This window comes from Pelodictyon luteolum (assembly GCF_001622165.1).
In the GTDB taxonomy this organism is placed as follows: domain Bacteria; phylum Bacteroidota; class Chlorobiia; order Chlorobiales; family Chlorobiaceae; genus Chlorobium; species Chlorobium luteolum_B.
Genome location: NZ_LVWG01000018.1, coordinates 34,176 through 61,017, shown reverse-complemented (window position 1 = coordinate 61,017; position 26,842 = coordinate 34,176). Strand labels below are relative to the sequence as shown.

General features: G+C 56.9%; 20 protein-coding genes. 16 read left to right on the top strand and 4 right to left on the bottom strand.

What is annotated here, in order from left to right; genetic code table 11:
• Nucleotides 1-96 precede the first annotated feature (96 nt).
• The 6 genes from A3K90_RS02895 to A3K90_RS02870 all read left to right on the top strand — a co-directional run bounded on the left by A3K90_RS02895 (nt 97) and on the right by A3K90_RS02870 (nt 6,562).
• Nucleotides 97-639 carry an inorganic diphosphatase gene (locus tag A3K90_RS02895; protein WP_303681092.1) on the top strand — a complete coding sequence of 181 codons (543 nt, stop codon included), beginning with the start codon at nt 97-99 and terminating at the stop codon, nt 637-639.
• Nucleotides 640-805: 166 nt separating this feature from the next.
• Nucleotides 806-1,684 (top strand): ADP-polyphosphate phosphotransferase, encoded by an 879-nt coding sequence (locus A3K90_RS02890; protein WP_303681091.1) that lies wholly within the window; start codon nt 806-808, stop codon nt 1,682-1,684.
• A gap of 515 nt (nt 1,685-2,199) precedes the next feature.
• Nucleotides 2,200-2,718 (top strand): HAD family hydrolase, encoded by a 519-nt coding sequence (locus A3K90_RS02885; protein ID WP_303681090.1) that lies wholly within the window; start codon nt 2,200-2,202, stop codon nt 2,716-2,718.
• Between the two features lie 47 nt (nt 2,719-2,765).
• A complete protein-coding gene (locus tag A3K90_RS02880; protein WP_303681089.1) occupies nt 2,766-3,635 on the top strand; it encodes an N-acetylneuraminate synthase family protein in 870 nt (289 codons plus the stop codon).
• A gap of 140 nt (nt 3,636-3,775) precedes the next feature.
• Nucleotides 3,776-5,653 carry a molecular chaperone HtpG gene (htpG, locus tag A3K90_RS02875; protein WP_303681088.1) on the top strand — a complete coding sequence of 626 codons (1,878 nt, stop codon included), beginning with the start codon at nt 3,776-3,778 and terminating at the stop codon, nt 5,651-5,653.
• A 33-nt stretch (nt 5,654-5,686) separates the two neighbouring features.
• Nucleotides 5,687-6,562: a VIT1/CCC1 transporter family protein gene (locus A3K90_RS02870; protein WP_303681087.1), complete on the top strand. Its 876-nt coding sequence runs from the start codon at nt 5,687-5,689 to the stop codon at nt 6,560-6,562.
• Nucleotides 6,563-6,566: 4 nt separating this feature from the next.
• On the opposite strand, the gene A3K90_RS02865 is transcribed toward A3K90_RS02870, so the two are convergent.
• Nucleotides 6,567-8,117 (bottom strand): bifunctional aminoglycoside phosphotransferase/ATP-binding protein, encoded by a 1,551-nt coding sequence (locus A3K90_RS02865; protein ID WP_303681086.1) that lies wholly within the window; start codon nt 8,115-8,117, stop codon nt 6,567-6,569.
• A 292-nt stretch (nt 8,118-8,409) separates the two neighbouring features.
• Between A3K90_RS02865 and A3K90_RS02860 the strand changes: the two genes are divergently transcribed.
• The 5 genes from A3K90_RS02860 (at nt 8,410) to A3K90_RS02840 (ending at nt 14,361) form a co-directional block, all read left to right on the top strand.
• Nucleotides 8,410-8,874, top strand: a complete 465-nt coding sequence (locus A3K90_RS02860) for a universal stress protein (RefSeq protein WP_303681085.1) — start codon at nt 8,410-8,412, stop codon at nt 8,872-8,874.
• Between the two features lie 44 nt (nt 8,875-8,918).
• Nucleotides 8,919-10,439, top strand: coding sequence for a fumarate hydratase (locus A3K90_RS02855; protein WP_303681116.1), 1,521 nt, complete (start codon nt 8,919-8,921; stop codon nt 10,437-10,439).
• 70 nt (nt 10,440-10,509) lie between these two features.
• Nucleotides 10,510-10,791, top strand: a complete 282-nt coding sequence (locus tag A3K90_RS02850; protein WP_303681084.1) for an OadG family protein — start codon at nt 10,510-10,512, stop codon at nt 10,789-10,791.
• Between the two features lie 77 nt (nt 10,792-10,868).
• Nucleotides 10,869-12,716, top strand: coding sequence for a biotin/lipoyl-containing protein (locus A3K90_RS02845; protein ID WP_303681083.1), 1,848 nt, complete (start codon nt 10,869-10,871; stop codon nt 12,714-12,716).
• 94 nt (nt 12,717-12,810) lie between these two features.
• Nucleotides 12,811-14,361, top strand: coding sequence for a sodium ion-translocating decarboxylase subunit beta (locus tag A3K90_RS02840; protein WP_303681082.1), 1,551 nt, complete (start codon nt 12,811-12,813; stop codon nt 14,359-14,361).
• A gap of 128 nt (nt 14,362-14,489) precedes the next feature.
• Here the strand turns inward: A3K90_RS02840 and A3K90_RS02835 are convergent, their stop codons facing one another.
• A complete protein-coding gene (locus tag A3K90_RS02835) occupies nt 14,490-15,692 on the bottom strand; it encodes a leucine-rich repeat domain-containing protein (protein WP_303681081.1) in 1,203 nt (400 codons plus the stop codon).
• Nucleotides 15,693-16,033: 341 nt separating this feature from the next.
• Between A3K90_RS02835 and A3K90_RS02830 the strand changes: the two genes are divergently transcribed.
• The 5 genes from A3K90_RS02830 to trxB all read left to right on the top strand — a co-directional run bounded on the left by A3K90_RS02830 (nt 16,034) and on the right by trxB (nt 24,717).
• Entirely contained in the window at nt 16,034-18,379 is a 2,346-nt protein-coding gene (locus tag A3K90_RS02830; RefSeq protein ID WP_303681080.1) for a glycoside hydrolase family 65 protein, read from the top strand.
• A gap of 18 nt (nt 18,380-18,397) precedes the next feature.
• Nucleotides 18,398-19,528 (top strand): glycosyltransferase family 4 protein, encoded by a 1,131-nt coding sequence (locus A3K90_RS02825; protein ID WP_303681079.1) that lies wholly within the window; start codon nt 18,398-18,400, stop codon nt 19,526-19,528.
• Between the two features lie 172 nt (nt 19,529-19,700).
• Complete coding sequence (gene dnaE / locus A3K90_RS02820) at nt 19,701-23,267, top strand: DNA polymerase III subunit alpha (RefSeq protein ID WP_303681078.1); 3,567 nt, start codon at nt 19,701-19,703, stop codon at nt 23,265-23,267.
• Nucleotides 23,268-23,350: 83 nt separating this feature from the next.
• Nucleotides 23,351-23,680, top strand: coding sequence for a thioredoxin (trxA, locus tag A3K90_RS02815; RefSeq protein WP_303681077.1), 330 nt, complete (start codon nt 23,351-23,353; stop codon nt 23,678-23,680).
• Nucleotides 23,681-23,781: 101 nt separating this feature from the next.
• Nucleotides 23,782-24,717: a thioredoxin-disulfide reductase gene (trxB, locus tag A3K90_RS02810; RefSeq protein WP_303681076.1), complete on the top strand. Its 936-nt coding sequence runs from the start codon at nt 23,782-23,784 to the stop codon at nt 24,715-24,717.
• Here trxB and A3K90_RS02805 read toward each other — a convergent pair.
• Nucleotides 24,650-25,174, bottom strand: coding sequence for an NUDIX hydrolase (locus A3K90_RS02805; protein ID WP_303681075.1), 525 nt, complete (start codon nt 25,172-25,174; stop codon nt 24,650-24,652). The two genes, trxB and A3K90_RS02805, sit on opposite strands and share 68 nt — an antisense overlap.
• Nucleotides 25,174-26,634, bottom strand: a complete 1,461-nt coding sequence (locus A3K90_RS02800) for a sigma-54 dependent transcriptional regulator (RefSeq protein ID WP_303681074.1) — start codon at nt 26,632-26,634, stop codon at nt 25,174-25,176. Before A3K90_RS02800 ends, A3K90_RS02805 begins: the two co-directional genes overlap by 1 nt.
• Between the last annotated feature and the right edge of the window lie 208 nt (nt 26,635-26,842).

Here is a 26,842-nt window from a genome sequence, read left to right as displayed (position 1 = left end):
AGATCGCCGGGGCCTATGGCGGTTTGAAAAAAAATGCTATACTGGCTCAGCATTTTCTGTTGGAGGCTTTCAATACTTTAAATGATTCATACGCCCATGAATTTCAATCCCTGGCATCACGTCGAGATCGGTGAGGACAGTCCTAAGATTGTCAATGCAATCATCGAAATCTCTCAGGGCAGCAAAACCAAGTACGAGCTCGACAAGAAAACCGGCATGCTGAGGCTCGACAGGGTGCTGTTTTCCTCCGTGTTCTATCCCGCCAACTACGGCTTCATTCCCAAGACGCTCGGCGACGATCATGACCCGCTTGACATCGTGGTGATTTCGCAGTGCCAGATCGTGCCGATGTGCATGGTGCGTGCACGAGTGATCGGTGTGATGCGCATGATCGATCACGGCGAGGGCGACGACAAGATCATTGCCGTTGCTGAAGATGACATGAGTCTCAGCAACATCTTCGACATCGATCAGCTTTCCCCGCACTTCAATTCTGAGCTGCAGCACTTTTTCGAAGAGTACAAGTCGCTCGAGAAAAAGACGGTGCTTGTCGAGCAGTTCCAGAATGCCGAGATCGCTCGCCAGAGTGTGGTGCACGCCATCGAAAACTACGACAAGGTCTATGCGCCGGTAGTCTGAAAAGAGTGGCATCAAACTATGCTTGAGGTGGCAGGCGGACTCCGGTCTTCCTGCCGCTTTCTGTTTCAGGCCGGCCAATCGGAGGGTGTTGCAGCATGCTGTGCTATATTACCTGTTATAGAGTGCAGCTCGATTTCACCTTGCAGTCAATCCAGGAGACACGGCCATGGACAGCTTGCTTGATACCTCAGTATTCCGGGTTGCTGCCGGCGACACGCTCGACCTTTCTTCCCGTCCGACGCTTGCTGCTCCCTTGTACTCATCAGGCAAGCAGTACCGGGAGCTGCTCTCAGCTCAAGTGACGGCGCTCAGTGAACTGCAGGCGGTGCACTATGCCGACAACCGCTATGCGGTGCTCCTGGTGTTCCAGGCTATGGATGCGGCAGGAAAGGACAGCTGCATCCGTCACGTCATGACGGGAGTGAACCCGCAGGGATGCGAGGTCCACAGTTTCCAGCATCCGTCAATGGAGGAGCACTCCCACGATTTTCTCTGGCGCACCACCTGCGCCCTTCCCTCCCGGGGCCGTATCGGCATCTTCAACCGGTCTTACTATGAAGAGGTGCTGATAGTCCGCGTTCACCCCGAAATCCTTGAGAGCGAAGGAATCGCCAACGGTCACCCCCGGAAGGAGGATGTATGGGAAGCCCGCTTCCGCTCGATCAACGACATGGAACGCCATCTTCACGCCAATGGTACCCGGATCGTGAAGTTTTTCCTCCACCTCTCAAAAGAGGAACAACGCCTGCGCTTCCTGAAGCGGATCGACAGACCCGCCAAAAATTGGAAGTTCAGCATGAGCGACATCGAGGAACGCCGATACTGGGATGAATACATGGCAGCGTATGCCGCCTGCCTGTCGGCGACCAGCAGTGCCGATGCCCCCTGGTATATCGTTCCTGCCGATGACAAGCGCAATGCCCGGCTGATTGTTTCCTCCATACTGCTTGATCTTTTCAAGGGGCTGGATCTCCGATATCCCGTCGCAACAGGTAAGCGTAAAAAAGAACTGCAGGCCTGCCGCAGGGTGCTCTTGGCCGAATAGCTGAGCCCCGGTTCAAGAAGAGGGAGCGGCTGGAGCATGCGGCATGGGGTCATTATTACGGCACTGCATTACTTTGGCGTACTCTTTCCGGCGTGGTGTATTCTGTGGTGTGAAAGTGCCCCGGAGCCTGTAGCGGTTTGCTTTCGGGATTCGCTGCCGGTGTTGATAACTTTCCCTGCGGCCGGCGCCGCATCTCTTTCTCCAGGCGCTGTCGGCATGATGTTAAGGGTGTGTAGTTTTGTAAGTCGTTTCTATAAAGCAGTTTACCGGATATTCTTTTGTTTTTTTCTGCCTGGCGTAATTTCTGGCGTGCTGTTGATAACACTGCTTCTTGATGTGTATGGAATGTTGATAACTTGTTGACAGCCTTTTGCTTATGTGGTGCGCTTTTAATGCGTATGCCGGAAAATGACCAAAATGTTCATATATTCTGCGGCAGAAACAGTCCCTCTGTTTCCGGGGTATGCGCTCTCAGTGAGCCTTCCCGGGGGCGGATCCATGATACGCTGATTCCTATGCTCTCACTGCCTTTTGCAACGCTTGCGACCCGTGCTGCCCAGGTTCGGCTCGTCATTTCCGACAACGATGGTGTGTTCACCGACAACGGAGTCTATTATTCCGAGTCAGGGGAGGTGATGAAGCGTTACTCGATCCGGGACGGAATGGGGGTGGAGCGGTTGCGTCTTCACGGCATCGATACCGCAGTGATGACGGGGGAAGTGTCTCCGAGCATCCGGAAGCGTGCCGAAAAGCTCGGCATGACACGCCTGTACCTTGGTGTCAAGGATAAGCGTGCGATGCTGGAGGGGGTCCTTATGGAAACCGGTCTGCAGCTCTCCGAACTGGCCTACATCGGCGACGACGTCAATGATGTGGAGATCATGGAGGCCATTGCGGCAGAAGGACTCGTGGCATGTCCCGGTGACGCGACATCGTTTGTCGAGCCCCTGGTTCACTACCGGGCCGCCGCGAATGGAGGATACGGGGCGTTCAGGGATTTTGCTGAATGGCTCCTTCGCCTGAGAAGCCTTTAGACAGGGTCGGTCGACCAGTATTATTTCATCGTTATCACAAAAGAGCAATGCAAGCAGTGAACATAGGTGGCAGGGCTGTCGGTGACGGCCAGCCCGTTTTCATCATCGCCGAGATAGGCATCAATCACAACGGGTCCCTCGATGTCGCAAAAAAACTCATAGAGGGCGCGGCCCTTGCCGGGTGCGACGCCGTGAAGTTTCAGAAAAGAACTCCGGACCTCTGCGTGCCGGAGAACCAGCGGGACATCGAGCGCGATACCCCCTGGGGCCGGATGAGATACATCGACTACCGTTACAGGGTTGAGTTCGGAGCGGCGGAGTACGCCGAGATCGACCGCTGCTGCCGGGAGAACAGTATCCTCTGGTTTGCTTCGTGCTGGGACGAAGAGGCGGTTGATTTCATGGAGGCGTTCGAGCCGCCGTGCTACAAGGCAGCTTCAGCTTCGCTCACCGATCTGCCCCTGCTACGGAAAACGAAGGCCACAGGCCGTCCCCTCATCATTTCAACGGGCATGTCGACCATGGATGAGGTTGAGGCCGCCGTCAATGAGCTCGGGTCCGAAAACCTCCTTATCGCCCATACCAACTCTACCTATCCGTGTCCGGTCGAGGAGCTCAACCTTAAGATGATCCCTCGCCTCAAGTCGCTTTATCCGGAAACGCCGATCGGTTATTCCGGCCATGAAACCGGGCTCTCTACTACCTGGGCGGCCGTTGCGCTCGGTGCAACCTTCGTCGAGCGCCATGTCACCCTTGATCGTGCCATGTGGGGGTCGGATCAGGCCGCCTCTGTGGAGATCTCCGGGATGTCGCGTCTCGTGGACAATATCCGCGACATTGAAAAAGCTATGGGCGACGGCATCAAGAGGGTCTATGCAGGAGAAGTTGCCGCACGCAAAAAACTCCGCCGCTCCTGAGGGCTTCCGGAAGGGGGCTTGCTATATTTACCAGTCTCCCTTAAATTCCTCCTTCGCCCGCCGGCCAGGGCAGCGGCTTTGCCGTTTACCAGCGGCGGCATATTCTTTTATACTACGAACGAGATCAACGATTTTTCATCATGAGCAACAAGCAGAATACAGCAGTTCAGGAGTTCGAGTACAAGGCAGAAATGAAACAGCTGCTCGACCTCATCGTCCATTCCCTCTACACCCATCCTGAAATCTTTCTCCGCGAGCTTGTCTCCAACGCTTCCGACGCCCTCAGCAAGGCGCGATTCAGTGCCCTCACCGACGACACCATGGCCAAAGCCTCCGGAGAGTCGGCCATCAGGATCACCCTTGATCCAAAGACGGCATCGTTCGCCATTGAAGATACCGGTATCGGCATGACCGAGGAGGAGCTGATTGCCAACCTCGGCACCGTGGCCAGGTCCGGCACCCTCGGCTTCATGCAGGCGCTCCGCCAGGAGAAGAAGGAGCTCGATGGAAATCTCATCGGCCAGTTCGGCGTCGGGTTCTACTCGGTATTCATGGTGACCGACGAAGTGAGTGTCGAGACCCGCAGCGCACGGGCTGGTTCTGAAGGCCTCCGGTGGCGGTCGTCAGGCCAGGGGACCTACACGATCGAAAAGATCGACAAGAAAGAGCCCGGAACCCGGATCTCCTTCACCCTCAAGGACGAGCACAAGGAGTTTGCAGAAGAGTACCGGGTCGAGCACATCATCAAGAAGTACTCCAACTTCGTCGATTTCCCGATCTATCTCGAAAAGAAACAGCTCAACAGCATCACCGCCCTCTGGCAGCGTCCGAAGAGCGAGCTGAAGCAGGATGAGGTCAACGAATTCTACAAGTTCATCAGCAACGACTTCAACGAACCCCTCGACTACCTTCACATTTCGGTGGAAGGTGCGGTCAGCTTCAAGGCGATCCTGTTTCTGCCGAAAGAGGCCCCGATGGAGCTGCTTTACCGCCAGGGTGAACTTGAGAACAAAGGTCCGCAGCTGTATGTGAAAAAGGTGATGATCCAGCACGAGTGCCGTGATCTTCTTCCCGAGTACCTCCGCTTCATTGCGGGCGTCGTCGACACCGAGGACCTGTCGCTGAACGTGTCGCGTGAAATCGTGCAGTCGAGCCCCGTAATGTCGAAAATCCGGCAGATCCTGACCGGGAAGATCCTTGGCTGGTTCGAGGAGCTTGCTACCGCTCAGCCGGAGAAGTTCAGGACCTTCTACAAGGCTTTCGGCCCCATTGTCAAAATCGGACTGAACACCGACTTCACAAACCGCGACAAGCTCATCGAGCTGCTGCGCTTCGAGAGCACCAAGACCGGGGAGGGGGAGTACGTCACCCTGAAAGAGTACGCCGCCCGTATGGCTCCGGACCAGAAAGAGATCTACTACCATTCCGGCGCAGGCAGGGCCCAGCTTCTGGCCAATCCGAACCTTGAGTATTTCCAGGATAAGGGGATCGAAGTGCTGCTGCTCAGTGATCCGGTTGATGTGTTCGTGATTCCCTCCATCCACGAGTACGACAAAAAACAGCTCAAGTCCATCGAAAAGGCGGACATTGATTTCTCCAAAGGAACGAAGGACCAGAAGGAGCCGATTGCTGAAAATCTGCTTGCTCCGCTACTCCAGATCTTTCGGGAAACCCTTGGCGAGGGCATCGAGGACGTTCTTGAGTCACACCGCCTCGTCAGCTCTCCCGTGACGCTCGTCAGCGGCAAAGACGCCATGGACAGCCAGATGGAGCGGATGATGAAGATGATGCAGCAGGAGATGCCGGCCGGCAGGAAGATCCTCGAGGTGAACCCTTCGCATCCCATCATCAGGAACCTGTCGGGCATGATGATGGCCAACGACAAGAACCCCCTCATCCGTACCGCAATCCATCAGCTGTACGAAGGGGCACTGCTTCTTGAGGGCGGACTGGATTCCACCACGGGCTTTGTCTCGCGGATGAATGAGTTGATCGAGGCAGCGACGCTTTCGCGGTAACGGCATACCCCAACAATAACAAACACCAGGACTGTGAAACGCAACAGGGAACTGAACAAGAGGGAGATCGAGGCATTCCAGAAGAACGAGATCACCGAGTACCATATCTACCGAAATCTGGCTACCAGAGTCCACGGGGTGAAGAACCGCCGGGTCCTGGCACAGATCGCCGATGACGAGATGCGGCACTACAACATCTGGAAGACCCATACCCGCAGGGATGTGGCTCCGAGCCGTTTCAGGATCTGGTTCTACTCACTGGTCAGCATGCTGTTCGGATTCACCTTCGGCATCAGGCTTATGGAGAAGGGGGAAAAAGGCGCACTCGACGCCTACGGAGCCCTGCCGCCATCGCTGCATGAAGTCAACGGCATCCTCCGCGACGAAGAGGAGCATGAGGAGGCCCTGCTCAAGCTGCTTGACGAGGAACGCCTGCAGTACACCGGCTCGATTGTGCTTGGCCTGAACGATGCGCTGGTTGAACTGATGGGTGTGCTTGCAGGTCTGACCCTCGCCCTGCAGGATACCGCGCTTGTTGCGCTTACTGCCTCCATCACGGGCTTTGCCGCAGCACTCTCGATGGCGGCTTCGGAGTATCTGTCGACCAAGTCGGAACCGAACGGCAACAACCCTTTCCGCGCAGCCATCTACACCGGCATAGCCTATCTCATGACCGTTGTGGTGCTGGTTGCCCCCTATATGTTCGTTCCCGATCTCTACGTATCGCTCGGGCTGTCGTTTTTCGGAGCGGTCTGCATCATCGGGTTCTTCAACTACTACATTTCCGTTGCCCGCGATGTGCCCTTCAGGACCCGGTTCCTTGAAATGGTCGGGCTGAGCTTCTCGGTTGCCGCCTTGAGTTTCCTCGCAGGCTATGCCATCCGCTACGCTTTCGGCATAGATGTCTGACAGGTCAGTGGAGGGAGGCTGTAACCAGTCTCCCTTCTGCTTCCGGGTCCATCCTTCCCGCAGTTGATATCTTCAGCAGCAGCAGCTCCTCTTTATCGCTGAACCCCTCACGCCTGGCATACTGGTCCAGAAGGACTGCTTCGCCTGCTTCGGAGGCGTCGCTGTGCCGTTCACTACGCAGTCGAACCCGTTCCATGAGCACCTCATCGGGTGCTTCATAGGCGAGGATCCTGCAGGGGCAGCCGAGGGATGCTGCAAGCTGAGTGAATTCTTCCCTGTCTTTTTTGCTGAGGAACGCGGCATCCGCAATGACCGGGTAGCCGCCGGAAAGCGCGGCTTCAGCGGCCTCAAGCAGCCGGTTGTAGGTCGCCCGGCTCATTTCTGTGGTGTAGATGGACTCCGGAAGTTCCCGGCTGCTCTCAAGCGGTTTCAAGCCCCGCAGGCGCTTGCGCTCAACGTCGGACCGGACATGCACAGCGCCAAGTGTCGTGGCGAGTGCGGCGGCATGGGTCGTTTTGCCGCTGCCTGAGAGTCCCGTTGTGATGAGCAGGTACGGCTGCTCATCCTCTATGCACCGGCCGGCAAAACCGATATAGGAACGGTGCTCCTGCAGGGCAAGCTTTCGCGCTTCGCCTGTTTCCTGGCTGTATCGAATCGCCCTCACCTTGGCCCGCACCATAGCCCTGTAGAGGGTGTAGAAACGTACTACCCGCATCGCGTCGTAGTCACCGGTTTCCATCATCCACCGGTTCAGGAAGCACCATGCCAGATCCTTCCTTTCGGCATGCAGGAGGTCCATGAAGAGGAAAGCGGCGTCGCTGGCGACGTCGATGCAGCTGAGCAGCCTGCTGAACTCGATGCAGTCGAACACCTCCACCTCTTCATCCACCAGCACCATGTTGCCCGTGTGCAGGTCGCCGTGGCATCTGCGTATGCATCCTGCGGCTTTCCTCCTGGCGAACACCGCAACGAGCTCTCTGTGTCGTTTGAGGGTCCACGTTCTCAGCTGCTCGACAAGGGCGCCCTCGCCGGCATCGGTTGCGGCCGGCTCCAGATGGCTGAAGTTCTCGAGCATGGGCGTGAGGATCGTATCGGCTGTTCCGTAGGGGGTTGAGGGCGGGAGCGGATCAAGGGATGTGTGAAAGGCCGCGACCTTTGAGGCAAGATGTTCGACCAGGGCTTGTTCCAGGCGGCCGGACCGGAGCATGCGGTCGAGTTCCTGTGTCCGGTCGAAACGCACCATTTTGACGGCGTAGTCTGCCGTTTCGCCCTCTCTACCGATATGGAGCCGTCCCTCTCTTCGGACAACGGGCACAACATCAAGATAGATGCCCCGACATAGCCTCCGGTTCAGCCGCAGCTCCTCCTTGCAGCACTTCCAGCGCTTTTCAAGGGTTGAGAAGTCAAGGAACCCGAGGTCGACTGGTTTTTTAATCTTGTAGGCATAGCTGCCCGCAAGAAATACCCATGAAATATGGGTTTCGACCAATTCGACTGCACCGGTGGGATGCGGGTATGCATGAGGGTCCAGAAGCGATTCCGGCAGTCGGTCCATGGCAGCTCCCCGTGATGGGGCCAGAGGGGGAGGTTTGTAGGAAACGGAGCTCTCTTGTTTTCAGTAATATACGAGCGCGCCCTGTGTCGGGCAAGCCTGGTTGCTGGGGAAGGGTAGCGCAGTCGGGGAAGGGCATTTATGATCTCCTCCGGTTTGGCCGAACCAGTCACAATCTGATAGCTTAAGTCTAAAAAAAGTTTAAATTGGTATTTTGTAGATACCATCATCCCCCTGTGGCTGAGAGGGCTCTTTTGGCTGCTGGCGGTTAACCCTTGGTTCCATTTCTCTGACTATGATCCATCTTACCAAAATCATCTGTCCGACGGACTATTCCGAAGCGTCGCATACGGCAGTGCGCTACGCCGTCGATTTTGCCCACAGGGTAGGCGCGCATGTGCGGTTTCTTCATGTATTGCACGGCGGCAATATTGCTGAAAAGACCGCAGCAGGGTACGGCGTGGAAATCGGCGGGCCCCGTCAGGAGGATGTGCTTCCCGAACACTTTTCATCCCTGCTCATGAGTGAGAAAAAGAAGGGACTTTCGGCCGATGTGCTGGTGCTCAAGGGAGAGGCGGACAGCGTCATCACCGAGCAGGCCGCCATGTGGGGCGCTGATCTCATCATCATGGGCTCCCACGGCCGCACCGGCCTCAAGCGGCTCATGATGGGCAGTGTTGCCGAAGCGGTGTTCCGCGGTTGCGACATTCCGGTGCTGCTTGTCAAGCATGACGTTGCAGGCCGTATCGTTTCGGCCTGAGTGCCAGAAGAAATTTCATTGAACCGCATAGCTGTTTTGTTATGATGACCAACTTCCGTAATTCGATACTGTCGCTGATCACAGAGACCTCCGCCAACCTTCCGAGCGATGTCCGCCGTGCCATCGCTGCGGCTATAGAGAGAGAGGATCCCGATTCCAGGGCAGGGCTTTCCATGTCGGCCATTTCGCTCAACATCGACATGGCGGTCGACCGGGTTGCTCCGGTATGCCAGGACACAGGCATGCCGACTTTCTTTATCCACGCCCCGAAAGGTGTCGATCAGCTCTTTATGAAACGGGAGATCGAAGAAGCCATCGCTGAGGCATCGCGTACCGGCAAACTCCGCCCGAACGCTGTTGACGCCATCACCGGAAAGAATTCCGGCAACAATCTCGGCTGCCACGTCCCCGTCATCCATTTCGAGCCCTGGGAAAAAGAGGACATTGAAGTGCGCCTCATTCTGAAGGGCGGCGGCTGCGAGAACAAGAATATCCAGTACTCCCTTCCGATGGAGGTTCCGGGACTCGGCAGGGCTGCACGCGACATCGACGGCGTGCGCAAGTGCATCCTTCACTCGGTCTGGCAGGCGCAGGGCCAGGGCTGCAGCCCGGGCTTCATCGGCGTCGGTGTCGGGGGAGACCGCACCAGCGGCTACGAGCTGGCCAAAAAGCAGCTGTTCCGCCGGGTCGATGACACCAATACGGATCCTGAACTGCAGGGCCTCGAAGAGAGCATCATGGCTTCGGCCAATACGTTCGGCATCGGCCCGATGGGCTTCGGCGGAAAGACCACCCTGCTTGGCTGCAAGATCGGCAAGTCGCACCGGGTACCGGCGAGCTTTTTCGTGTCTGTTGCCTACAACTGCTGGGCCTACCGCCGTCTCGGCATCATTGTCGATCCGGTTGACGGGTCGGTGAAAGAGTGGCAGTTCCGTGACGAAAATGAAATCACCCGCATGGCCAAAGGGGAGGGGATGCCTCTCACCGGAAAAGAGGTGGTGCTGAAGGCCCCTCTCACCGAAGAGGAGGTACGCTCGCTGAGGGTCGGCGACGTGGTGCTCGTCAACGGCGAAATGCATACCGGCAGGGACGCGTTCCATCACTACATCATGCACCATGACCTTCCCGAAGGAGTCGATACATGCGGAGGTGTCCTTTATCACTGCGGACCGGTCATCCTTAAAAATGAGGACGGATCATACGCTGTCAACGCTGCGGGCCCGACAACCTCGATCCGTGAAGAGCCATACCAGGCGGATGTGATAAAGAAACTTGGCCTGCGTGCCATCATCGGCAAGGGGGGTATGGGGCCGAAGACCCTCCAGGGGCTCCAGGAGCACGGGGCGGTCTATCTGAACGCAATCGGCGGTGCAGCGCAGTACTATGCGGCGTGCATCAAGAAGGTCACCGGTGTGGATCTGCTTGAGGAGATGGGCGTGCCGGAAGCGATGTGGCATTTCGAGGTCGAAGGGTTCCCGGCCATCGTAACCATGGACGCACACGGAAACAGCCTCCACAGTGAGATCGAGAATGATTCGAAGCGTGCTCTTGAGGCTGCAGGGTAAGGCGTACAGGCTGGTGCCGGACTGACGGGGTTCCATTTTCTATTCTAACAATCAATAAACTATCGAAGCTATGGCGTTTGACGGCGTAATTCTCATGGTGGTGGGTATGCTCACCGTGTATGTGTTCCTCATGCTGATGATAATGATGATCTCGATTCTTTCTAATATGTACAGAACCCACGCGCTCAATGAAGAGAAGAGCCTCCTTGACGAGGTCGAGGCCAAGCGGCGGAAAAAGAAGGAAAAGGACATGAAGAAAGCTGCCGTCACCATGGGTACCGCAGGCGATGCAGCCCGGATGACGGCCGTGATCACCGCGGCAGTCCATGCCCATGCCTCACGGCAGGCATAAGGAACGGCCCCGGTATTCCATGGCAGATGACAGCGTATCGACGAACTGAAAAAGCTCAATAAAACCAAAGAAGGCACATGAAAAGAATACGGTTTATGGATGTTTCATTCCGTGACGGGTTCCAGTCCTGTTACGGCGCACGGGTGAAGACTGAGGATTTCATCCCCGCTCTCGAGGCTGCCGTTGCAGCCGGGACGGATAATTTCGAGATCGGTGGAGGCGCCCGGTTCCAGAGCCTGTACTTCTACTGCCAGGAGGATGCCTTCGAGATGATGGATGCAGCCCGCAGGGTTGTCGGACCCGACATCAACCTCCAGACCCTTTCAAGGGGTGCGAATGTCGTCGGTCTGGTATCGCAGTCGCGCGACATCATCGACCTGCATGCAAGGATGTTCAAGAAGCACGGCATCACCACCATCCGCAACTTCGATGCCCTGATGGACGTGCGCAATATCGCCTACTCCGGCCAGTGCATCCACAATGCCGGTCTCAAGCATCAGGTTGTCATTGCCCTCATGGGCCTGCCTCCCGGACTCAAGGAGAGCTACTGCCACACCCCGAAGTTCTACCTCGACAAGCTTCGTGAGATCCTTGACGCCGGTATTCCGTTCGACAGCGTCGCCTTCAAGGACGCTTCGGGCGTGACGACCCCGACGGTGGTGTATGAATCAATCAAGGGCGCACGCGCGATGCTCCCAGAGGGTACCATCATCGAGTTCCACACCCATGACACCGCCGGTATGGGTGTTGCCTGCAACTTCGCTGCAATAGAAGGCGGAGCGGACATCATCGACCTTGCCATGGCCCCCGTCAGCGGAGGCACGGCCGAGGTCGACATCCTTACCATGTGGCACCGCCTGCGCGGCACCGACTATACCCTCGACATCGATCCCGAGAAGTACATCGAGGTCGAGGCGCTCTTTGCTGAACGGATGGAGAAGTACTACATGCCGCCGGAAGCCAAGGAGGTAAACCCCGTCATCCCGTTCTCGCCGATGCCCGGTGGCGCGCTTACGGCCAACACCCAGATGATGCGCGACAACAACACCCTGCACCTGTTCCCGGAGGTCATCCGCAACATGCGTGAGGTGGTTGCCAAGGGCGGGTTCGGCTCGTCCGTCACCCCGGTTTCCCAGTTCTATTTCCAGCAGGCTTTCGCAAACACCGTGCAGGGCCCCTGGACGAAGATCACCGACAGCTACGGCAAGATGGTGCTCGGCTATTTCGGCAACACCCCTGCAGAGCCTGATCCGGAAGTGGTGCGGCTCGCATCCGAACAGCTCGGACTTCAGCCGACGAAAGAGGATGTGCACGACATCAATGACCGCAACCCCGAGCTCGGCATTGCCTACAACCGTTCGCTGCTTGAGAAAGCAGGCGTTCCCGTCACCGAAGAGAACATCTTCATCGCTGCAACATGCGGCGCAAAAGGGATTTCGTTCCTCCAGGGCGACAAGCCGCTCGGCATCCGCTACAAAGCTGATGTTGAGGCTGAAATGGCTGCAAAGGTGGCAAAAAAGCAGGGCACGGCCGAACCGAAGAATGTGAATCAGCGTCTTAATGAACTCATCGTCAAACCTCAGAAATCCTGTATGTCAAACTATATCGTTACCGTGGACGGCAAGTCCTTCAATGTTTCGGTTGCCGATGGAACCGGCGCCGTGAAACCTGTCGCAGAAGCAGCACCTGCAGCCGTTCCTTCTTCAGGTGATGGTGTTCCTGTTGAAACCTCGCTTCCCGGAACCGTCATGGCAATCTCCGTCGAAGTCGGTGACACGGTTGCCGAGGGTGATGAGATCGCCATCATCGAGGCCATGAAGATGGAATCTCCCGTCAAGTCGCCGAGGGCCGGAAAGGTCGTCTCCATCGATGTCGCCGTCGGCGATACGGTGGCTACCGGCGACGTGCTCGTATACATCGCCTGATAAAACCAGAGTGACACGCCCCCTATCCTTTCGGCCCTCAGTCTGGAGGGATGGAGGGCAACCCTGAAAAATTCATAGGTTTCAAACCACAACTATGCGCAAATTACTGTTAGTCGTGTTTTCCCTGCTGCTCTTCAGTACGGCAGGGTTTTCCCAGACTTTTTTCCAGACCGAAGGCAATTCGGTGACACTTCAGGTTCCAGACAGCCTTGAGCTGGTGAAGGTTCCGATACGCGACAGCCGGAACCTGAAGGTTGGTGACGAAATAAAGCAGGGAGATTTTCTCGCCCTCTTCTCCGACGAGGCCCACAACAAGATTACGGTGACTGCCGGCGTATCGGGCCACATCACCTACATCAACGATTCCCTCTATCACAAGTACTCGCCGATTCCTGCCGGGACTGAACTCATCCGGATTTCCCAGGAAGACCTCCTCGTGAACATCCAGGGATCCCAGGTGACCCACGAGAGGCTGTCGATCGGCATGGTGATGAATAACCTTATGGAGAGTACCGGTATCTATGCCCTTGTTACCGACAACAACCTGACCTGGACCGAAGGGCTCGGCCGGCTGCTTATGATCAGCGTTGGCATTCTCCTCATCTACCTTGGCATTTCCAAAGGGTTTGAGCCGCTGCTTCTCATTCCGATCGGTATGGGCGCTGTGTTTTCGAACATACCGCTGGCCTATATCAATGATGAGGGCGGCATCCTTTACTATGTGTTCCATGTCGGCATCGAAACCGGTGTCTTCCCGCTGCTCATCTTCATGGGTGTCGGCGCCATGACCGATTTCGGCCCGATGATCGCCAACCCGAAAACCGCCCTGCTCGGCGGTGCTGCGCAGCTTGGTATTTTCACGACCCTTATCGGCGCACTCGTTCTCTCGCAGTATGTTCCGGGTATCAACTTCACCATGAAGGATGCCGCTTCCATCGGCATCATCGGCGGCGCCGACGGTCCGACCTCGATTTTTGTGGCTTCCCGTCTCAGCCCGGCGCTCCTCGGCAGCATTGCTGTTGCCGCCTATTCTTATATGGCGCTTGTGCCGATCATCCAGCCTCCGATCATGAAGATGCTGACCAGCGAATCGGAGCGCAAGATCAAGATGAGCCAGCTCCGTTATGTATCGAAGAGGGAGAAGATCATTTTCCCGATTGTCGTAATCCTGCTCTGCGCACTTCTGTTGCCCTCGGCTGCTCCCCTTATCGGGTTCCTCATGTTCGGCAACCTGATGCGCGAGTGCGGTGTTGTTGACAGGCTCAGCGATACCTCTCAGAACGCCCTCATCAACATCGTCACTATTTTCCTTGGACTCGGTGTCGGCAGCAAGCTCTCTGCAGAGAAGTTCCTGAACATCGAGACCCTCGGCATTCTCGTTCTCGGCCTCATCGCCTTCGCTGTCGGAACTGCCGGCGGTGTCCTCATGGCGCGGTTCATGAACCTCTTCCTCAAGCAGAAGATCAATCCGCTTATCGGTTCTGCCGGTGTCTCGGCTGTGCCGATGTCAGCCCGTGTCTCTAACAAGGTCGGCCTTGAGTCTGATCCGCACAACTTCCTTCTGATGCATGCCATGGGGCCGAACGTGTCCGGCGTCATCGGCTCTGCTGTTGCTGCGGGTGTCCTCCTCGCTGTGTTTATGTAACATTCAGGACCATGGTGCCGGCGCATGCAGGCACAGGCAATACGCCATAATGGCGGCCATCGGGCCGCCATTATGCGTTTGTGTGTGTGGTGGGGGGGGGGAGGAGTGTATCCCGCGTCTTCTTCCGGTCAGCTTTTCAGGATGACCTCGCAGTCGGGGTGCAGTTCAATAAAGCGCTCCAGCTCGATGTCAGGTATCCGGCCCGCAGTCAGTTCCAGTTTCTCAAGGCTTTCATGGGCCATGATCGGCTCGATCGAGTGCACATGGGTATAGGAAATGTCAAGCTCTTCGAGTTCGCTGTGCATCTCAAGGGGCTCGATGCTGCTTACCGGAGTTGCTGCTATGCTGAGTTCGCGAAGGAACGGCAGATTGCGGAGCGGTTCGATGCTTTCAATTGCGGTTTTGTTGCAGCGGAGGTATTCGAGGTTCTTGAGTTCAGCGAGTGCCGTGATGTCATTGACCGCCGAATGGTTGATGCCGAGCTCTATGAGGTTTTCAAGGCTCGAGAGCGCATCTATGGAGGTAATCCCAGTTTTGTAGCAGCTGAGCTTTTCGAGGGCCTTGAGGTTGCGTAGTGCAGAGAGGTCGGAGATTGAGGTTTCAGAGCAGTAGAGTTCCTCAAGGTTTTCCAGGTCGCGTATCGGTTCCAGCGATGTGACCCTCGTGCTTGAAATCCAGAGCAGTTTCAGCGTTTTCAGTCCGCGGAGCGGTTCGAGGGAAGAAAAATCGCAGTCGAAGGCATACAAACGCTGCAGGTTCGTGAGGCCGGCTACGGGATCGAGGCATTCGATGGGGGACTCGTCGCAGCGAAGCTGCTGCAGCTTCTCGAGGGGGGCGACCGGCAGGAGGTCGTGGATCCTGCGGTTGTCGCAACGCAGATGGGTCGTGTCGAAAAAAGCGAGCAGTTCATTGTCAGCGGGGTCCCGAACCACTTTCAGGGTGTGGCGGACCACGTCTTTCCACTCGGCGGTCAGTGACTCCCACCATTTTTTCCTCAGTCCTCCATCGCGGAGCAGGTCCCTGCGGGTGATGGTGCGAAGGAATTCTGCTTCATCGGGGCTGCAGCAGATATGGCGGGCCTCCCGGTTCTCTTTTATATCTATCGGGGCGCCCTCTTCGGGGGTCTGGAAGCTGGCGAGCTTGTCGGTCAGGCAACGGGTGTACCATTCGGCTTTTTTATCTTCTATGGTACGGTTATGCCGTTCCCTGTCCTGCTGGTCAAGCGAGGAGATCTCTTCGAGAATGTCGTTGCCGCACCGGGGGCAGATGGCGCTGTCGGCAGTGAGGGGGAAGCTGCAGACGGGGCATTGGTTGTAGGTGTTTTGCTCCAAGACAGGTGGCGGTTAAAGCATTGGTGAAACGGCTTTTTGCAATCCCCGGATCCTTTGATGGCTTGAAGGTGGATCCGTCGGACGCCTTTATGGGGGGCCGTGTTCTTAAATAATAAGAAAAAATGCGTTATCCCCATACCGGCACCCCTGAAATCAGCCCTTCCGGGCAGTAGTTTTTTTGCTCTGTTCCGAATTTCCCTTACAGGGCCCTGTGCCGATCGGGTCCCCGGGTCGTTTTCTTCAGGGCGCCCGTTGAACGTTTTTCAATGGATGGCTGTTTGCTTTACCATTAGCCCCCCATTGCAAACGTAGGAACGGGAGTATTTCCCGGGGAGATTGTTATGGGAGCGGATGCAAGAGTACCCTGGGCTGACAGCCTTTTGGAGCTTTCTGATGAGGAGTGGCTTCTGCGCAAGAGCGGATTCCGGCGGAGCCAAAAGAGTATCCGCATCAACGAGACCCTCCTGACCCTCGGCAACGGCTACCTCAACATCCGGGGAAGCCTTGAAGAACTGCCTCCCGGCCATGCCGGAGGGATGTACATTTCCGGTGTGTACGACAAGTCTGAAGCTGATGTGGAGGAACTGGTCAAGTGCCCGATGTGGACCGACCTGTCGCTCTGGGCGGAGGGTCACAAGTTCTGCCTCTCCACCTCCCGCGCCATCCAGCATGAGCAGATCCTCGACCTCAAAAAAGGTGCGCTGCACCGCAGGACCACCTTCCGCCACCCTACGGGAAAAATCCTCACCCTTGAGACCCTCCGCCTCGTAATGCTGCACAACCAGCATTACGGGTGCATGCTGGTCAGGATAACCCCGAGAAATTTTTCCGGTCCGCTCCGTGTGTTAAGCGGGCTCAATGGCGATGTCTGCAACCGCGGTTACTTTCCTGAAGAAATGCTGAAGCACCTCCAGCTCGAGAAAATCGAGCGCGGACGCAACTTCATGTATCTGGAGATGAAGACCCGCGAGCAGGCTATGCGCATTGCCGAAGCGGCTTCCTGGCGGCTGGTTTCACCGCAGGGGCAGAATCTGAAATGGGAGCCGAGGATTTACGGGGAGAAGTTCACCAGCGAAATCACCCTTGAGGTTGAGCGGGGAAAGCCATACCTGTTTGAAAAGCTTGCCGTTGTCACTACCGGCAGGGAAGTGCCTCCGGAGGCCATGATGAAAGACGCCATCTGCAGGCTTCGCGCCTTTGTCCGCAAGGGCGTACAGGCGGAGATCCGCTCCCATGTGAGCCTCTGGGATGAACGGTGGCAGCAGGCCGACGTCCGGATACAGGGCGACGATGCCGCCCAGAGGGCCCTTCGCTACAATATCTACCAGCTTCTCATCAACGGTCCGCCGGCACCAGGAGGCGTCGGGGCGAAGTTTCTCAGCAGTGAGGGCTATCTCGGCCACGTGTTCTGGGATACGGAAATCTTCATCCTTCCGTTCTTCATCTACAACTTTCCCGATATTGCCAGAAACATGCTGCTCTACCGGTTCAATACGCTGCCGGGTGCCCGGGAAAACGCCCGGAGGCTGGGGTACGCAGGGGCCAAATATGCATGGGAGTCGGCAACGACCGGTGTTGATGTGACGCCGCGCTTTGCCTCCAAGCTGGAGCGGACCATCCGGTTCATCTATACCGGGGCAGAGGAGGATCACATCGTTTCTGATGTGATATACGGTGTGGAAAAGTATTTCCGGGTTACAGGAGACGAGGCGTTCCTCGTTGATTGCGGACTGGAGATGGTTTTCCTTACGGCGCGATTCTGGGCTTCCCGTGTCATCGACAGCGGGGAGCGATGCGAGATCCGTTGCGTCATCGGGCCCGATGAGTTCCACGAGCATGTCGACAACAACGCCTATACCAATGCGCTCGTCAAATGGCACCTCAAACTTGCGGCCATGTTGTTCAAGCATGTCGGCAAATCCCGGCCGGAAGTGCTCGAAGCCCTTTCTGAACGTCTTTCCCTCACCCATGCCGAAGCGGCTGCATGGCTGCGCATAAGCCGCAAGCTCGGCTTCAGGCGCGATCAGAAAACAGGGGTCATCGAGCAGTTTGACGGCTATTTCGCCCTGAAGGACCATGTGATCGACCGCTTCGATCGTGAAGGGCACCCGGTTCTGCCCCGCGGGGTGACGTATCGCAACATTGCTTCGACCCGTCTCATCAAGCAGGGTGACGTGGTGATGTTGATCATGCTTTTTCCTCATGCATTCAGCCGTAAAGAGACCGAAGTCAATTACGATTTCTATGAAAAGCGCACGGCGCACAAGTCATCGCTCAGTCACTGCATCCACGCCATAATGGGTATCCAGGCCGGCAGGCGCCAGCGGGCCTACAGCTATTTCATGAAAACGGCGCTGTTCGACCTTGAAAACCTCCATAAAAATACCGATCTCGGTATCCATGCCGCCGCGGTCGGTGGAACCTGGCAGACGGTCATCACCGGATTCGGGGGGTTTTCGATCAAGTCGGACCGGCTGGTTTTGAAACCCTGGCTTCCGAAAAAGTGGGAGAGCCTCTCCTTCTCGGTCCGTTGGCGCGACCGGATGGTTGAGGTGAGGGTACTGCACGACCGGGTGTCGGTGCTGGTCCACTCCCTTGAAGACATCGAACTGCCGCTTACCCTCTACTGCAAAACCAGCAGGATCAGAACGAACGTGCGTACCGAACTTCCATACACTGCTTCATGAATCACAAGGAGATGAACGATGAACACGCCGCTGAGGATTGCACAGATCGCCCCGCTTATTGAACGGGTGCCGCCCAAAAAATACGGAGGCACTGAACGGGTGGTTTATCACCTGACTGAAGGCCTTGTCGCCCGCGGTCATGATGTCACCCTGTTTGCTTCGGGCGATTCAATCACCAGCGCAAGGCTCATCGCACCCATCAGGGAAGGGTTGCGGCTCGGGCGAAGGGAGCATTCACCGCTGATTACGACGATGCTGATGCTTGCCCAGGTGTACGGTGAGATGGTCGCCGAGTTCGATATCATCCACTCGCACCTCGAGTACCTGACGTTTCCTTACGCCGTGCATGCATCATCTCCTACCGTGTTCACCATGCACGGCCGGCTCGATATCGGCGACTATGCCGCAATCCTCCGCCGTTACCGCCATCTTCCCTTGGTGTCGATCAGCGACAATCAGCGCAGTCCCGTCCCCGACATCAACTGGGTCGGGACAATCTACCATGGCTATCCTCCATCCTCGTTCGACTATAATCTGCATCCTGACGATTATTTCCTCTACCTCGGCAGATTTTCAGAGGAAAAACGCCCCGACCAGGCAATCATGCTTGCAATTGCCTGCGGGGTCCGCCTCAAGGTTGCCGCCAAGATCGATCCTGCCGACAGAGAGTATTTCCTGCATCGAATCCAGCCGCTTCTCCAGCATCCGCTCATCGAGTATGTCGGCGAGGTTGATGAGTGCAGGAAAAGAGAGCTGTTGAAAAACGCGCGGGCGCTGCTCAACACCATTGACTGGCCCGAGCCGTTCGGGCTGGTCATGATTGAGGCCCTTGCCTCAGGCACTCCGGTCATCGTCCGCGGGTGCGGCTCGGCTCCGGAAATCATCACCGGGGGGAAGACCGGGTTCGTGTGCCACAGCCGGATGGATTTCATAAGGGCCATCCGGGATATTGACACCATTTCCCGTAGCCGGTGCCGACAGGAATTCCTTGAGCGATTTTCGGCCGATGCGATGGTTTGCTCCTACGAGTCGCTCTATATGAATATGCTCCCTGCTCACCGTGTTGAGTCCATGCTGCAGCCTGAACGCCAGAGGGAGCCCCTGCGCCGCGTGCTTGGCCGGCCGGCGGGTGCCGCTGATCGCTCATGATCGCTCATGATCGTTGATTATTGCCGAGGGGCGCTCAACAGCGCCTGGCAGTGGGCGGAATGCGACGGTGGTGTTTGCGGCCTGATTTTTCATGACGCAGGATAGTGCATGTTTGCCTAGCAATGCACATATTACTCCATCCCTTTTCATTCCCCAGGAGAGCACGGCACCTATGGATTTCGTACACCTTCACGCCCATACGCACTACTCGATGCAGAGCAGCCCGATATTTCCGGGCGAACTGTTCAGGAAGGCTGCAGCTCTCGGGATGAAGAGCGTTGCTGTTACCGACTACTGTGCCATCTTCAACATGCCGGAGCTGTTCAGCGATGCTGCCGGCGCCGGCGTAAGGCTCATCATCGGAAGCGAGCTTCTGCTGCTTGAGGGCGAAGATCATCAGCAGAAACAGGCTCAGGCGCCTTCGCTTGTCCTGCTTGTCCAGAATGAAACCGGGTACCGCAACCTCTGCGTCCTCCTCTCAAGAGCCTCGAAGGACGGGTTCAACAACGGCATGCCGCATGTTGATCCGAAACTGCTTGAAACCTATCATGACGGACTGTTCTGTCTTTCCGCATACAGTTCCGGCCGTATCGGCAGGGCCCTTCTCTCAGGAGCCTCCGGAGAGGCCGAGTCGCTGGCGGCATATTACCGGGAAGTGTTCGGCAACCGCTTCTACCTTGAACTGCAGCGCCACGGCACCCATTATGACGACGAGCTGAATGCCGCTAGTGTGGCGCTCGGTGAAAAACTCTCGATTCCGCTGGTTGCGACGAACAATGTCCATTATCTGGAGCGGCGTGATGCCGGATGCTACCGGGCGATGGTTGCCAACCGGACGAAGGAGAAACTCTCCAGCCAGAACCTGCTTGCCCTTCCCGGCCAGGACTACTACCTGAAATCCCCCGAAGAAATGGGGCTGCTCTTCGACGACCGCTACGGCGAGCTCTCCGCCACCGTCCGGATCGCAGAGACCTGCACCTACGCATTTTCAGAGAAGGATCCGATTCTTCCGCATTTTCCGGTTCCCGATGCGTTCCCGGATGAGGCGGCCTACCTCCGCCACCTGACCTGGGAGGGTGCCCGTGAAAAGTACGGCCAAAGCCCTCGGGACGGCATCACACCCGAGGAGGTGAAGGAGCGCATCGAGCTTGAGCTCGGCGTCATAGAAAAGATGGGGTTCAGCTCCTACTTCCTCATTGTCAGCGACCTTATCCAGGCATCCCGGAAGATGGGCTATTCCGTCGGCCCCGGGCGGGGATCGGCGGCCGGCAGCATTGTCGCCTATCTGACAGGCATTACCCGCATCGATCCCCTGAAGTATAAACTGCTCTTTGAGCGGTTCCTGAACCCCGAGCGCCTTTCGATGCCCGATATCGACATCGACTTCACGCCGGTCGGAAAGCAGAAGGTGCTCGAGTATACCGTTGAGAAATACGGCGAGGCCAGCGTAGCCAAGGTGGTGGCTATCGGTACCCTCGGCGCCAAGGCGGCCATCCGTGATGCTGCACGCGTGCTCGAGGTGCCGCTCTCAGTTGCGGACCGTCTGGCCAAGCTGGTGCCCCAGAGACCCGGCACCACCCTTGAAAAGGCGCTGCTCGAGGTGAAGGAGCTTAGGGAGTATGCCGACAGCACCCCCGAAATCCGCTCGCTCATGGACTATGCCCGGGCACTCGAAGGACGGGCCCGCAATGTTTCGATGCACGCCGGTGCGGTCGTCATCACCGAAGGACCGCTTGAGGAGCAGGTTCCGCTCTATGTCTCCAACAAGATCGAGACCGAGGAACGTCAGTACGCCGATGAAATCGATCTTGACGAGCCGGCCGGCCTTAAGCTGAAAACTTCCGACGGGGCCGGCGAGAAGCAGGTGGTCACCCAGTTCGACAAAAACTGGATCGAAACGGCGGGGCTCCTGAAAATCGACTACCTCGGCCTTGTGACCCTGGCGGTCATCGACGAAACCCTCCGGCTCATCAAAAAACGCCACGGAGTGGACATCGAGCTTGAAACGGTACCGATGAACGACCGGAAGACCTTCAAGATTTTCCAGGAGGGGAAGATGGCCGGTATTTTCCAGTTCGAGTCCTCAGGCATGCAGAGTTACATGACCCGTCTCCAGCCGACCCAGATTGGAGATATCATCGCCATGAGCGCCCTTTACCGTCCCGGGGCGCTCAACGCACGCATCGATGAAAAACGCAATGCCGTCGACCTGTTCGTGGACCGCAAGCACGGCCGGGAGACCATCGACTACATGCACCCCATGCTTGAAACCATCCTGAAGGAGACCTACGGGGTCATTGTCTACCAGGAGCAGGTGATGCAGATTTCACAGGTGATGGGCGGGTTCTCGATGGCAAAGGCCGACAACCTCCGCAAGGCTATGGGCAAGAAAAAGCCCGAAATCATGGAGAAGTTCAAGGCGGACTTCGTCAAGGGCGGCGTGGAACAGGGGGTGCACGACACTCTGGCGACCCGGGTTTTCGAGCTCATGGCGGAATTTGCCGGCTATGGGTTCAACAAGAGCCATTCTGCTGCTTACGGCGTTCTTGCGTACTGGACAGGATGGTTGAAGGCGCATTACACCATTGAGTTCATGACCGCCATCCTCAACAGCGAGATCGGCGACACCGACCGGATGAAACATCTTACCGACGAGGCCAAGAGCTTCGGGATTTCGATTCTTCCGCCCTCAATCAACAAAAGCGACGCGCTTTTTTCCGTCGACGACTCGGCCGGTCCGCCGGCCATCCGTGTGGGGCTCAGTGCCGTCAAGCAGGTCGGCGGTGCGGCAAGGGCTATCATTACGGCCCGGCTCCGCCGCAAAAGGGACTATCTGAACCTGTTCGACTTGACCGCTTCGGTCGATCAGCGGGTAATGAACCGTAAGGCGCTCGAGTGTCTCATTCTCTGTGGCGCGTTTGACGAAATTGATCCTCACCGGGCCCGCCTGCTTGCAAACATCGACAAGGCGATCAAGTTCGGTCAGATAGAAAACCGGGCAGTCACCCTCGGCCAGTGCGGTTTCTTCAGCGTCGAAGAGGGCACGGTGGAAGAGGATGCCCACTATCCTGACCTTGAGCCTGCCCCGGAGATGGCGGAACCTGAAAAGCTGATGCACGAAAAAAAGCTGGTGGGGTTCTATCTGAGCCGCCATCCGCTCTCCCCGTGGCGTCGTGACTGGGTTGCGTTCTCTTCGCTTCAGCTCCACATGCGCGAAATAACTCCTTCCCGCCAGTACCGTGTCATCGGGCTCGTCGTCTCGACCAAGCCCTACCGTGACCGAAAGGGCAAGCAGATGCTCTTTGGCACGATAGAGGATTTTACCGGCAAGGCGGACTTTACGGTCTTCGCCAGTGTCTACGAGCAGTACGCCCACCTGCTCAAGCCCGACGGGGTCGTGATGCTTGTTGCAGAGGCGGAAGTGGACGGGGGGATGCTGAAGCTGCTTGTTCGGGAGGTCCTTCCGGTAGAGAAGGTCCGCAAATCCCTGATCCGCAAAATAGTCCTCAAGGTCGATGCCGACGAGGAGACGCAGCTCGAACGCCTCCGGAAGGTGAAGCAGGTGTTTGATCGGCACCGGGGCGATACTCCGGTTGATTTCGAGGTCAGGGTGCAGGCCGGCGAGTCTATCGAAACCCTCAGCGTCTTTGCCCGCAGTTCACCGATTGCCCCCGATGAGGATGCTCTCATGAAGCTGGAGGAAATTCTGGGGCCGGACAATGTCAAAATTGCGGGGTAGCGGTTTTTTTGTTACTTTCCTCATTCGTCGAGATGTATTTATATGGCGTTTTACTTGTTAAACAATTTAATCGGATACCTTAAATGAGCGGAAAATATCTCGTGGCTACCGACCAGAACTTCAAGGCTGAAGTCCTCGAGTCGGACAAGGTTGCACTCGTTGACTTCTGGGCTGCATGGTGCGGACCCTGCATGATGCTCGGACCTGTCATCGAAGAGCTCGCTGGTGATTACGAAGGCAAGGCTGTCATTGCCAAGGTCAATGTTGATGACAACCCCAACACGGCTGCCCAGTACGGCATCCGCAGCATCCCGACCATGCTGGTGTTCAAGAACGGCCAGGTTGTCGACCAGATGGTTGGTGCCATGCCGAAGAACATGATTGCAAAGAAAATCGACGAGCATATCGGCTGATTTCCGATGGTGCAGCGAAGGTGCCCCGGCACGACAGTGCCGGGGTTCTTCCTTTTCCTTCGATCCTCACTTTTTTCGAACCACCAATAGTCGAATTCGCCATGCAAGGAGATGTCCGTGACATCGTCATCATCGGTACCGGTCCTGCCGGATACACTGCAGCAATCTACACCGGCAGAGCAAACCTCAAGCCTCTCGTCATCGACGGGTACCAGCCCGGCGGCCAGCTGATGATCACCTCGGAAATTGAAAACTTTCCCGGGTTTCCCGAAGGGATACAGGGGCCTGAACTGATGCAGCGGATGCGCGATCAGGCAACGAAGTTCAATGCGGAATTCAAGTTCGGCAGCGTGACGGAAGCTGACCTTTCCCGCCGTCCGTTTTCGCTTACCCTCGAGGACGGCAGCGAGATCCTGACACGCGCCCTCATCATCGCCACAGGCGCCAACGCCAAATGGCTCGGCATAGAGTCGGAAGACCGTTACCGCGGTCGCGGGGTCTCGGCCTGCGCCACCTGTGACGGGTTCTTTTTCCGTGACAGCACGGTGTTCGTGATCGGCGGAGGAGATACTGCGATGGAAGAGGCACTCTATCTCACCAAGTTCGCTTCACGGGTTGTGCTCGTGCACCGGCGTGAAGAGTTCCGTGCATCGAAGATCATGAGCTTGCGTGCCAGCAAGAACCCGAAAATCGACACCATGCTGAACGTTGTTGTCGACGAGATTCTGGGTGACGGACAGAAGGTTACCGGCATCAGGCTGAAGAACGTGAAAACCGGAGAGCTTGAAGAGCATGCCTGCGACGGCGTGTTCATGGCTATCGGTCATGCGCCTAATGCGAAGATGTTTGACGGCCAGCTCGATATCGACGACTACGGTTATATCATAACGAAGAAATCTTCCACTGAAACGAGCGTTCAGGGCGTATTCGCCTGCGGCGACGTGCAGGACTTCATCTACCGCCAGGCCGTTACCGCGGTCGGTACGGGATGTATGGCCGCTGTTGACGCTGAGCGGTATCTGGAAACGATCCGCTGACTGCTTCGAACCATTCCCTCAGTACACGGTTGAACCCGTACGCCAGTGCGGTCTCTTCCGTTTCACTTTTCGTGAACCAGCGGAGCATCTGGCCTTCGTGCAGAACGGTGTCCCGGACCCTCAGCTCCCGCTGGAGCATAAAGACGTGTTCCCTGCGGTCGCTGAATGAGTAGACCCTGAAAAGCCCGCATTCCCCGACGTCCGTTTCTATCTCCTCCATCATTTCCCTCACGATGCATTCGTACGGGGTCTCTCCCGGTTCGATATGTCCGCCGGGCAGGTCCCACATGCCGGGGTAGGGTATGGCGGGTATATTGTCGCGTAAAAACAGCAGGACAGAGCCGCGGCCATCATGGATGATGATGCTCGCTCCCTCATGCCTTCCGGCCTCCATGCTCATGCTTCCGGTCATTTCATGTGTCACTGCCTGTGTCACTGCCTCTCTTAAGCGCTGCATCAATCACTTTTCCTGTCAGCCGGTGCGATGGAAACACTCCTTGTGAGTCCGTGGCGCTTCATTTTCCTGATGAGGGTGGAACGGCTGATGCCGAGAAGTTCGGCGGTCCTGCTCTGGTTGCCGCCGCACTCCCGGTAGGTGTCGACGATGGCCTGCAGTTCGATGTCTTTGAGAATCGCCTGATTTTCATTACCCCTCTCCGGCTTTACCGGTGCGGATGTCGGCGTGGTCTCTGCCGGAACAGAGATCGGCAGGGATGAGGGCTGCGGTGTGCTCTGCTGTTGCGATCCCTGCGGCATGAAGGATGCAATCCTGCCCTCTCCGGCAGTCAGTACAGCGCGGCGGATGATGTTCTGCAGTTCGCGGACGTTGCCCGGCCAGGGGTGCGACTGCAGCGAAAGAAGGGCTTCGGGAGCAATGACCGGGGTGTCGAGGCCGTTGGCCTTGCAGAATTCCAGAAGGAAATGTTCGGCGAGCGGTATGATGTCCTCCTGCCGTTCCCTGAGCGGAGGAATATAGAGCGGGTACTCTTCCAGCCGGTAGTAGAGATCAGCACGGAAGCTCTTGTCGGTGATGGATTGTGAGAAATCCCGGTGGGTGGCTGACACCAGCCGGAAGTCGATCGCCCGTTCCTTCTTTTCACCCACGCGCCTGATCTTTTTTTCCTGGAGCGCACGCAGGACCTTGGCCTGGATATCGAGGCTCATGTCTCCGATCTCGTCAAGAAAAATTGTGCCGCCGTCAGCCTGTTCGAAGTATCCGGCATGATCGGCGGTTGCGCCGGTGAAGGCTCCCTTCGTGTGCCCGAACAGCAGGCTTTCGGCCAGTTCGCTCGAAATTGCCGCGCAGTTGATGGTGACGAACGGTCCGCCTTTGCGTCGGCTGCCGTGGTGGATGGCCTTGGCGAACAGTTCCTTGCCGGTGCCGCTTTCGCCACTCAGAAGCACGTTCATATCGGTTTCCATCACCTGCATCGCCTGGTCGATTGAACGGCGGAGTGCAGGGCTGTTTCCGCGGATCTCACGGAAGAGGTCCTTGGCTATGAGCTCTTTTTCAAGAACGGCGACCTTTTCTTTGAGGCATGATTCCGAGAGGGCGTTACGGAGGATGATTTCAAGCCGTTCGTTTTCCACCGGCTTCGTCAGGTACTCGTAGGCCCCCATTTTCATGCACTGGACCGCCTGGCTTACGTCCTCAAGAGCGGTGATGATGATCACCGGCAGTGTCATCCCCTGTTCCCGAACCCAGGAAAGCACCTCCATTCCGTCCTTTTCGGGCATGTTCAAGTCAAGCAGGAGCACATCGACGGGCTCCTCTTCAAGAGTTCTGATGCAGCTGGTGCCGTTCTCTGCCGTGATTGCCCGGTAGCCGAGCTTTTTCAGGAGATGCTGCATCAGGGTCCTGATGACCGAACTGTCGTCGGCAACAAGGACGGTTTTAGGTTGCTTTTGTAGCGCCATTGCAGCTGATCTTTGTTTGTGCCGTGTCACCGGCACGTGATGGTTTTGATAAATATACGCTAAATGCCCGCCGGGTGCAATGCCGGCCTGTTTTGAGACAGTTGTACCGCAACCGGAAAAGTTTTTTTCTGTAAAGGGCTCTATGCAGGGTATCCGGCGTGATATGGGCGGTGGTATGGTTCTTGCAAGAAGTTATTGCTCAGCCTGT

What these genes read in the sequence shown, in the direction of transcription:
- dnaE (WP_303681078.1), top strand. Translation starts at nt 19,701, where the DNA reads ATGGATTTCGTACACCTTCACGCCCATACGCACTACTCGATGCAGAGC.
- A3K90_RS02860 (WP_303681085.1), top strand. Translation starts at nt 8,410, where the DNA reads ATGATCCATCTTACCAAAATCATCTGTCCGACGGACTATTCCGAAGCG.
- A3K90_RS02880 (WP_303681089.1), top strand. Translation starts at nt 2,766, where the DNA reads ATGCAAGCAGTGAACATAGGTGGCAGGGCTGTCGGTGACGGCCAGCCC.
- A3K90_RS02800 (WP_303681074.1), bottom strand. Translation starts at nt 26,634, where the DNA reads ATGGCGCTACAAAAGCAACCTAAAACCGTCCTTGTTGCCGACGACAGT.
- A3K90_RS02830 (WP_303681080.1), top strand. Translation starts at nt 16,034, where the DNA reads ATGGGAGCGGATGCAAGAGTACCCTGGGCTGACAGCCTTTTGGAGCTT.
- htpG (WP_303681088.1), top strand. Translation starts at nt 3,776, where the DNA reads ATGAGCAACAAGCAGAATACAGCAGTTCAGGAGTTCGAGTACAAGGCA.
- trxB (WP_303681076.1), top strand. Translation starts at nt 23,782, where the DNA reads ATGCAAGGAGATGTCCGTGACATCGTCATCATCGGTACCGGTCCTGCC.
- A3K90_RS02885 (WP_303681090.1), top strand. Translation starts at nt 2,200, where the DNA reads ATGCTCTCACTGCCTTTTGCAACGCTTGCGACCCGTGCTGCCCAGGTT.
- A3K90_RS02840 (WP_303681082.1), top strand. Translation starts at nt 12,811, where the DNA reads ATGCGCAAATTACTGTTAGTCGTGTTTTCCCTGCTGCTCTTCAGTACG.
- A3K90_RS02805 (WP_303681075.1), bottom strand. Translation starts at nt 25,174, where the DNA reads ATGCAGCGCTTAAGAGAGGCAGTGACACAGGCAGTGACACATGAAATG.
- A3K90_RS02895 (WP_303681092.1), top strand. Translation starts at nt 97, where the DNA reads ATGAATTTCAATCCCTGGCATCACGTCGAGATCGGTGAGGACAGTCCT.
- A3K90_RS02865 (WP_303681086.1), bottom strand. Translation starts at nt 8,117, where the DNA reads ATGGACCGACTGCCGGAATCGCTTCTGGACCCTCATGCATACCCGCAT.
- A3K90_RS02850 (WP_303681084.1), top strand. Translation starts at nt 10,510, where the DNA reads ATGGCGTTTGACGGCGTAATTCTCATGGTGGTGGGTATGCTCACCGTG.
- A3K90_RS02890 (WP_303681091.1), top strand. Translation starts at nt 806, where the DNA reads ATGGACAGCTTGCTTGATACCTCAGTATTCCGGGTTGCTGCCGGCGAC.
- A3K90_RS02845 (WP_303681083.1), top strand. Translation starts at nt 10,869, where the DNA reads ATGAAAAGAATACGGTTTATGGATGTTTCATTCCGTGACGGGTTCCAG.
- trxA (WP_303681077.1), top strand. Translation starts at nt 23,351, where the DNA reads ATGAGCGGAAAATATCTCGTGGCTACCGACCAGAACTTCAAGGCTGAA.
- A3K90_RS02825 (WP_303681079.1), top strand. Translation starts at nt 18,398, where the DNA reads ATGAACACGCCGCTGAGGATTGCACAGATCGCCCCGCTTATTGAACGG.
- A3K90_RS02855 (WP_303681116.1), top strand. Translation starts at nt 8,919, where the DNA reads ATGACCAACTTCCGTAATTCGATACTGTCGCTGATCACAGAGACCTCC.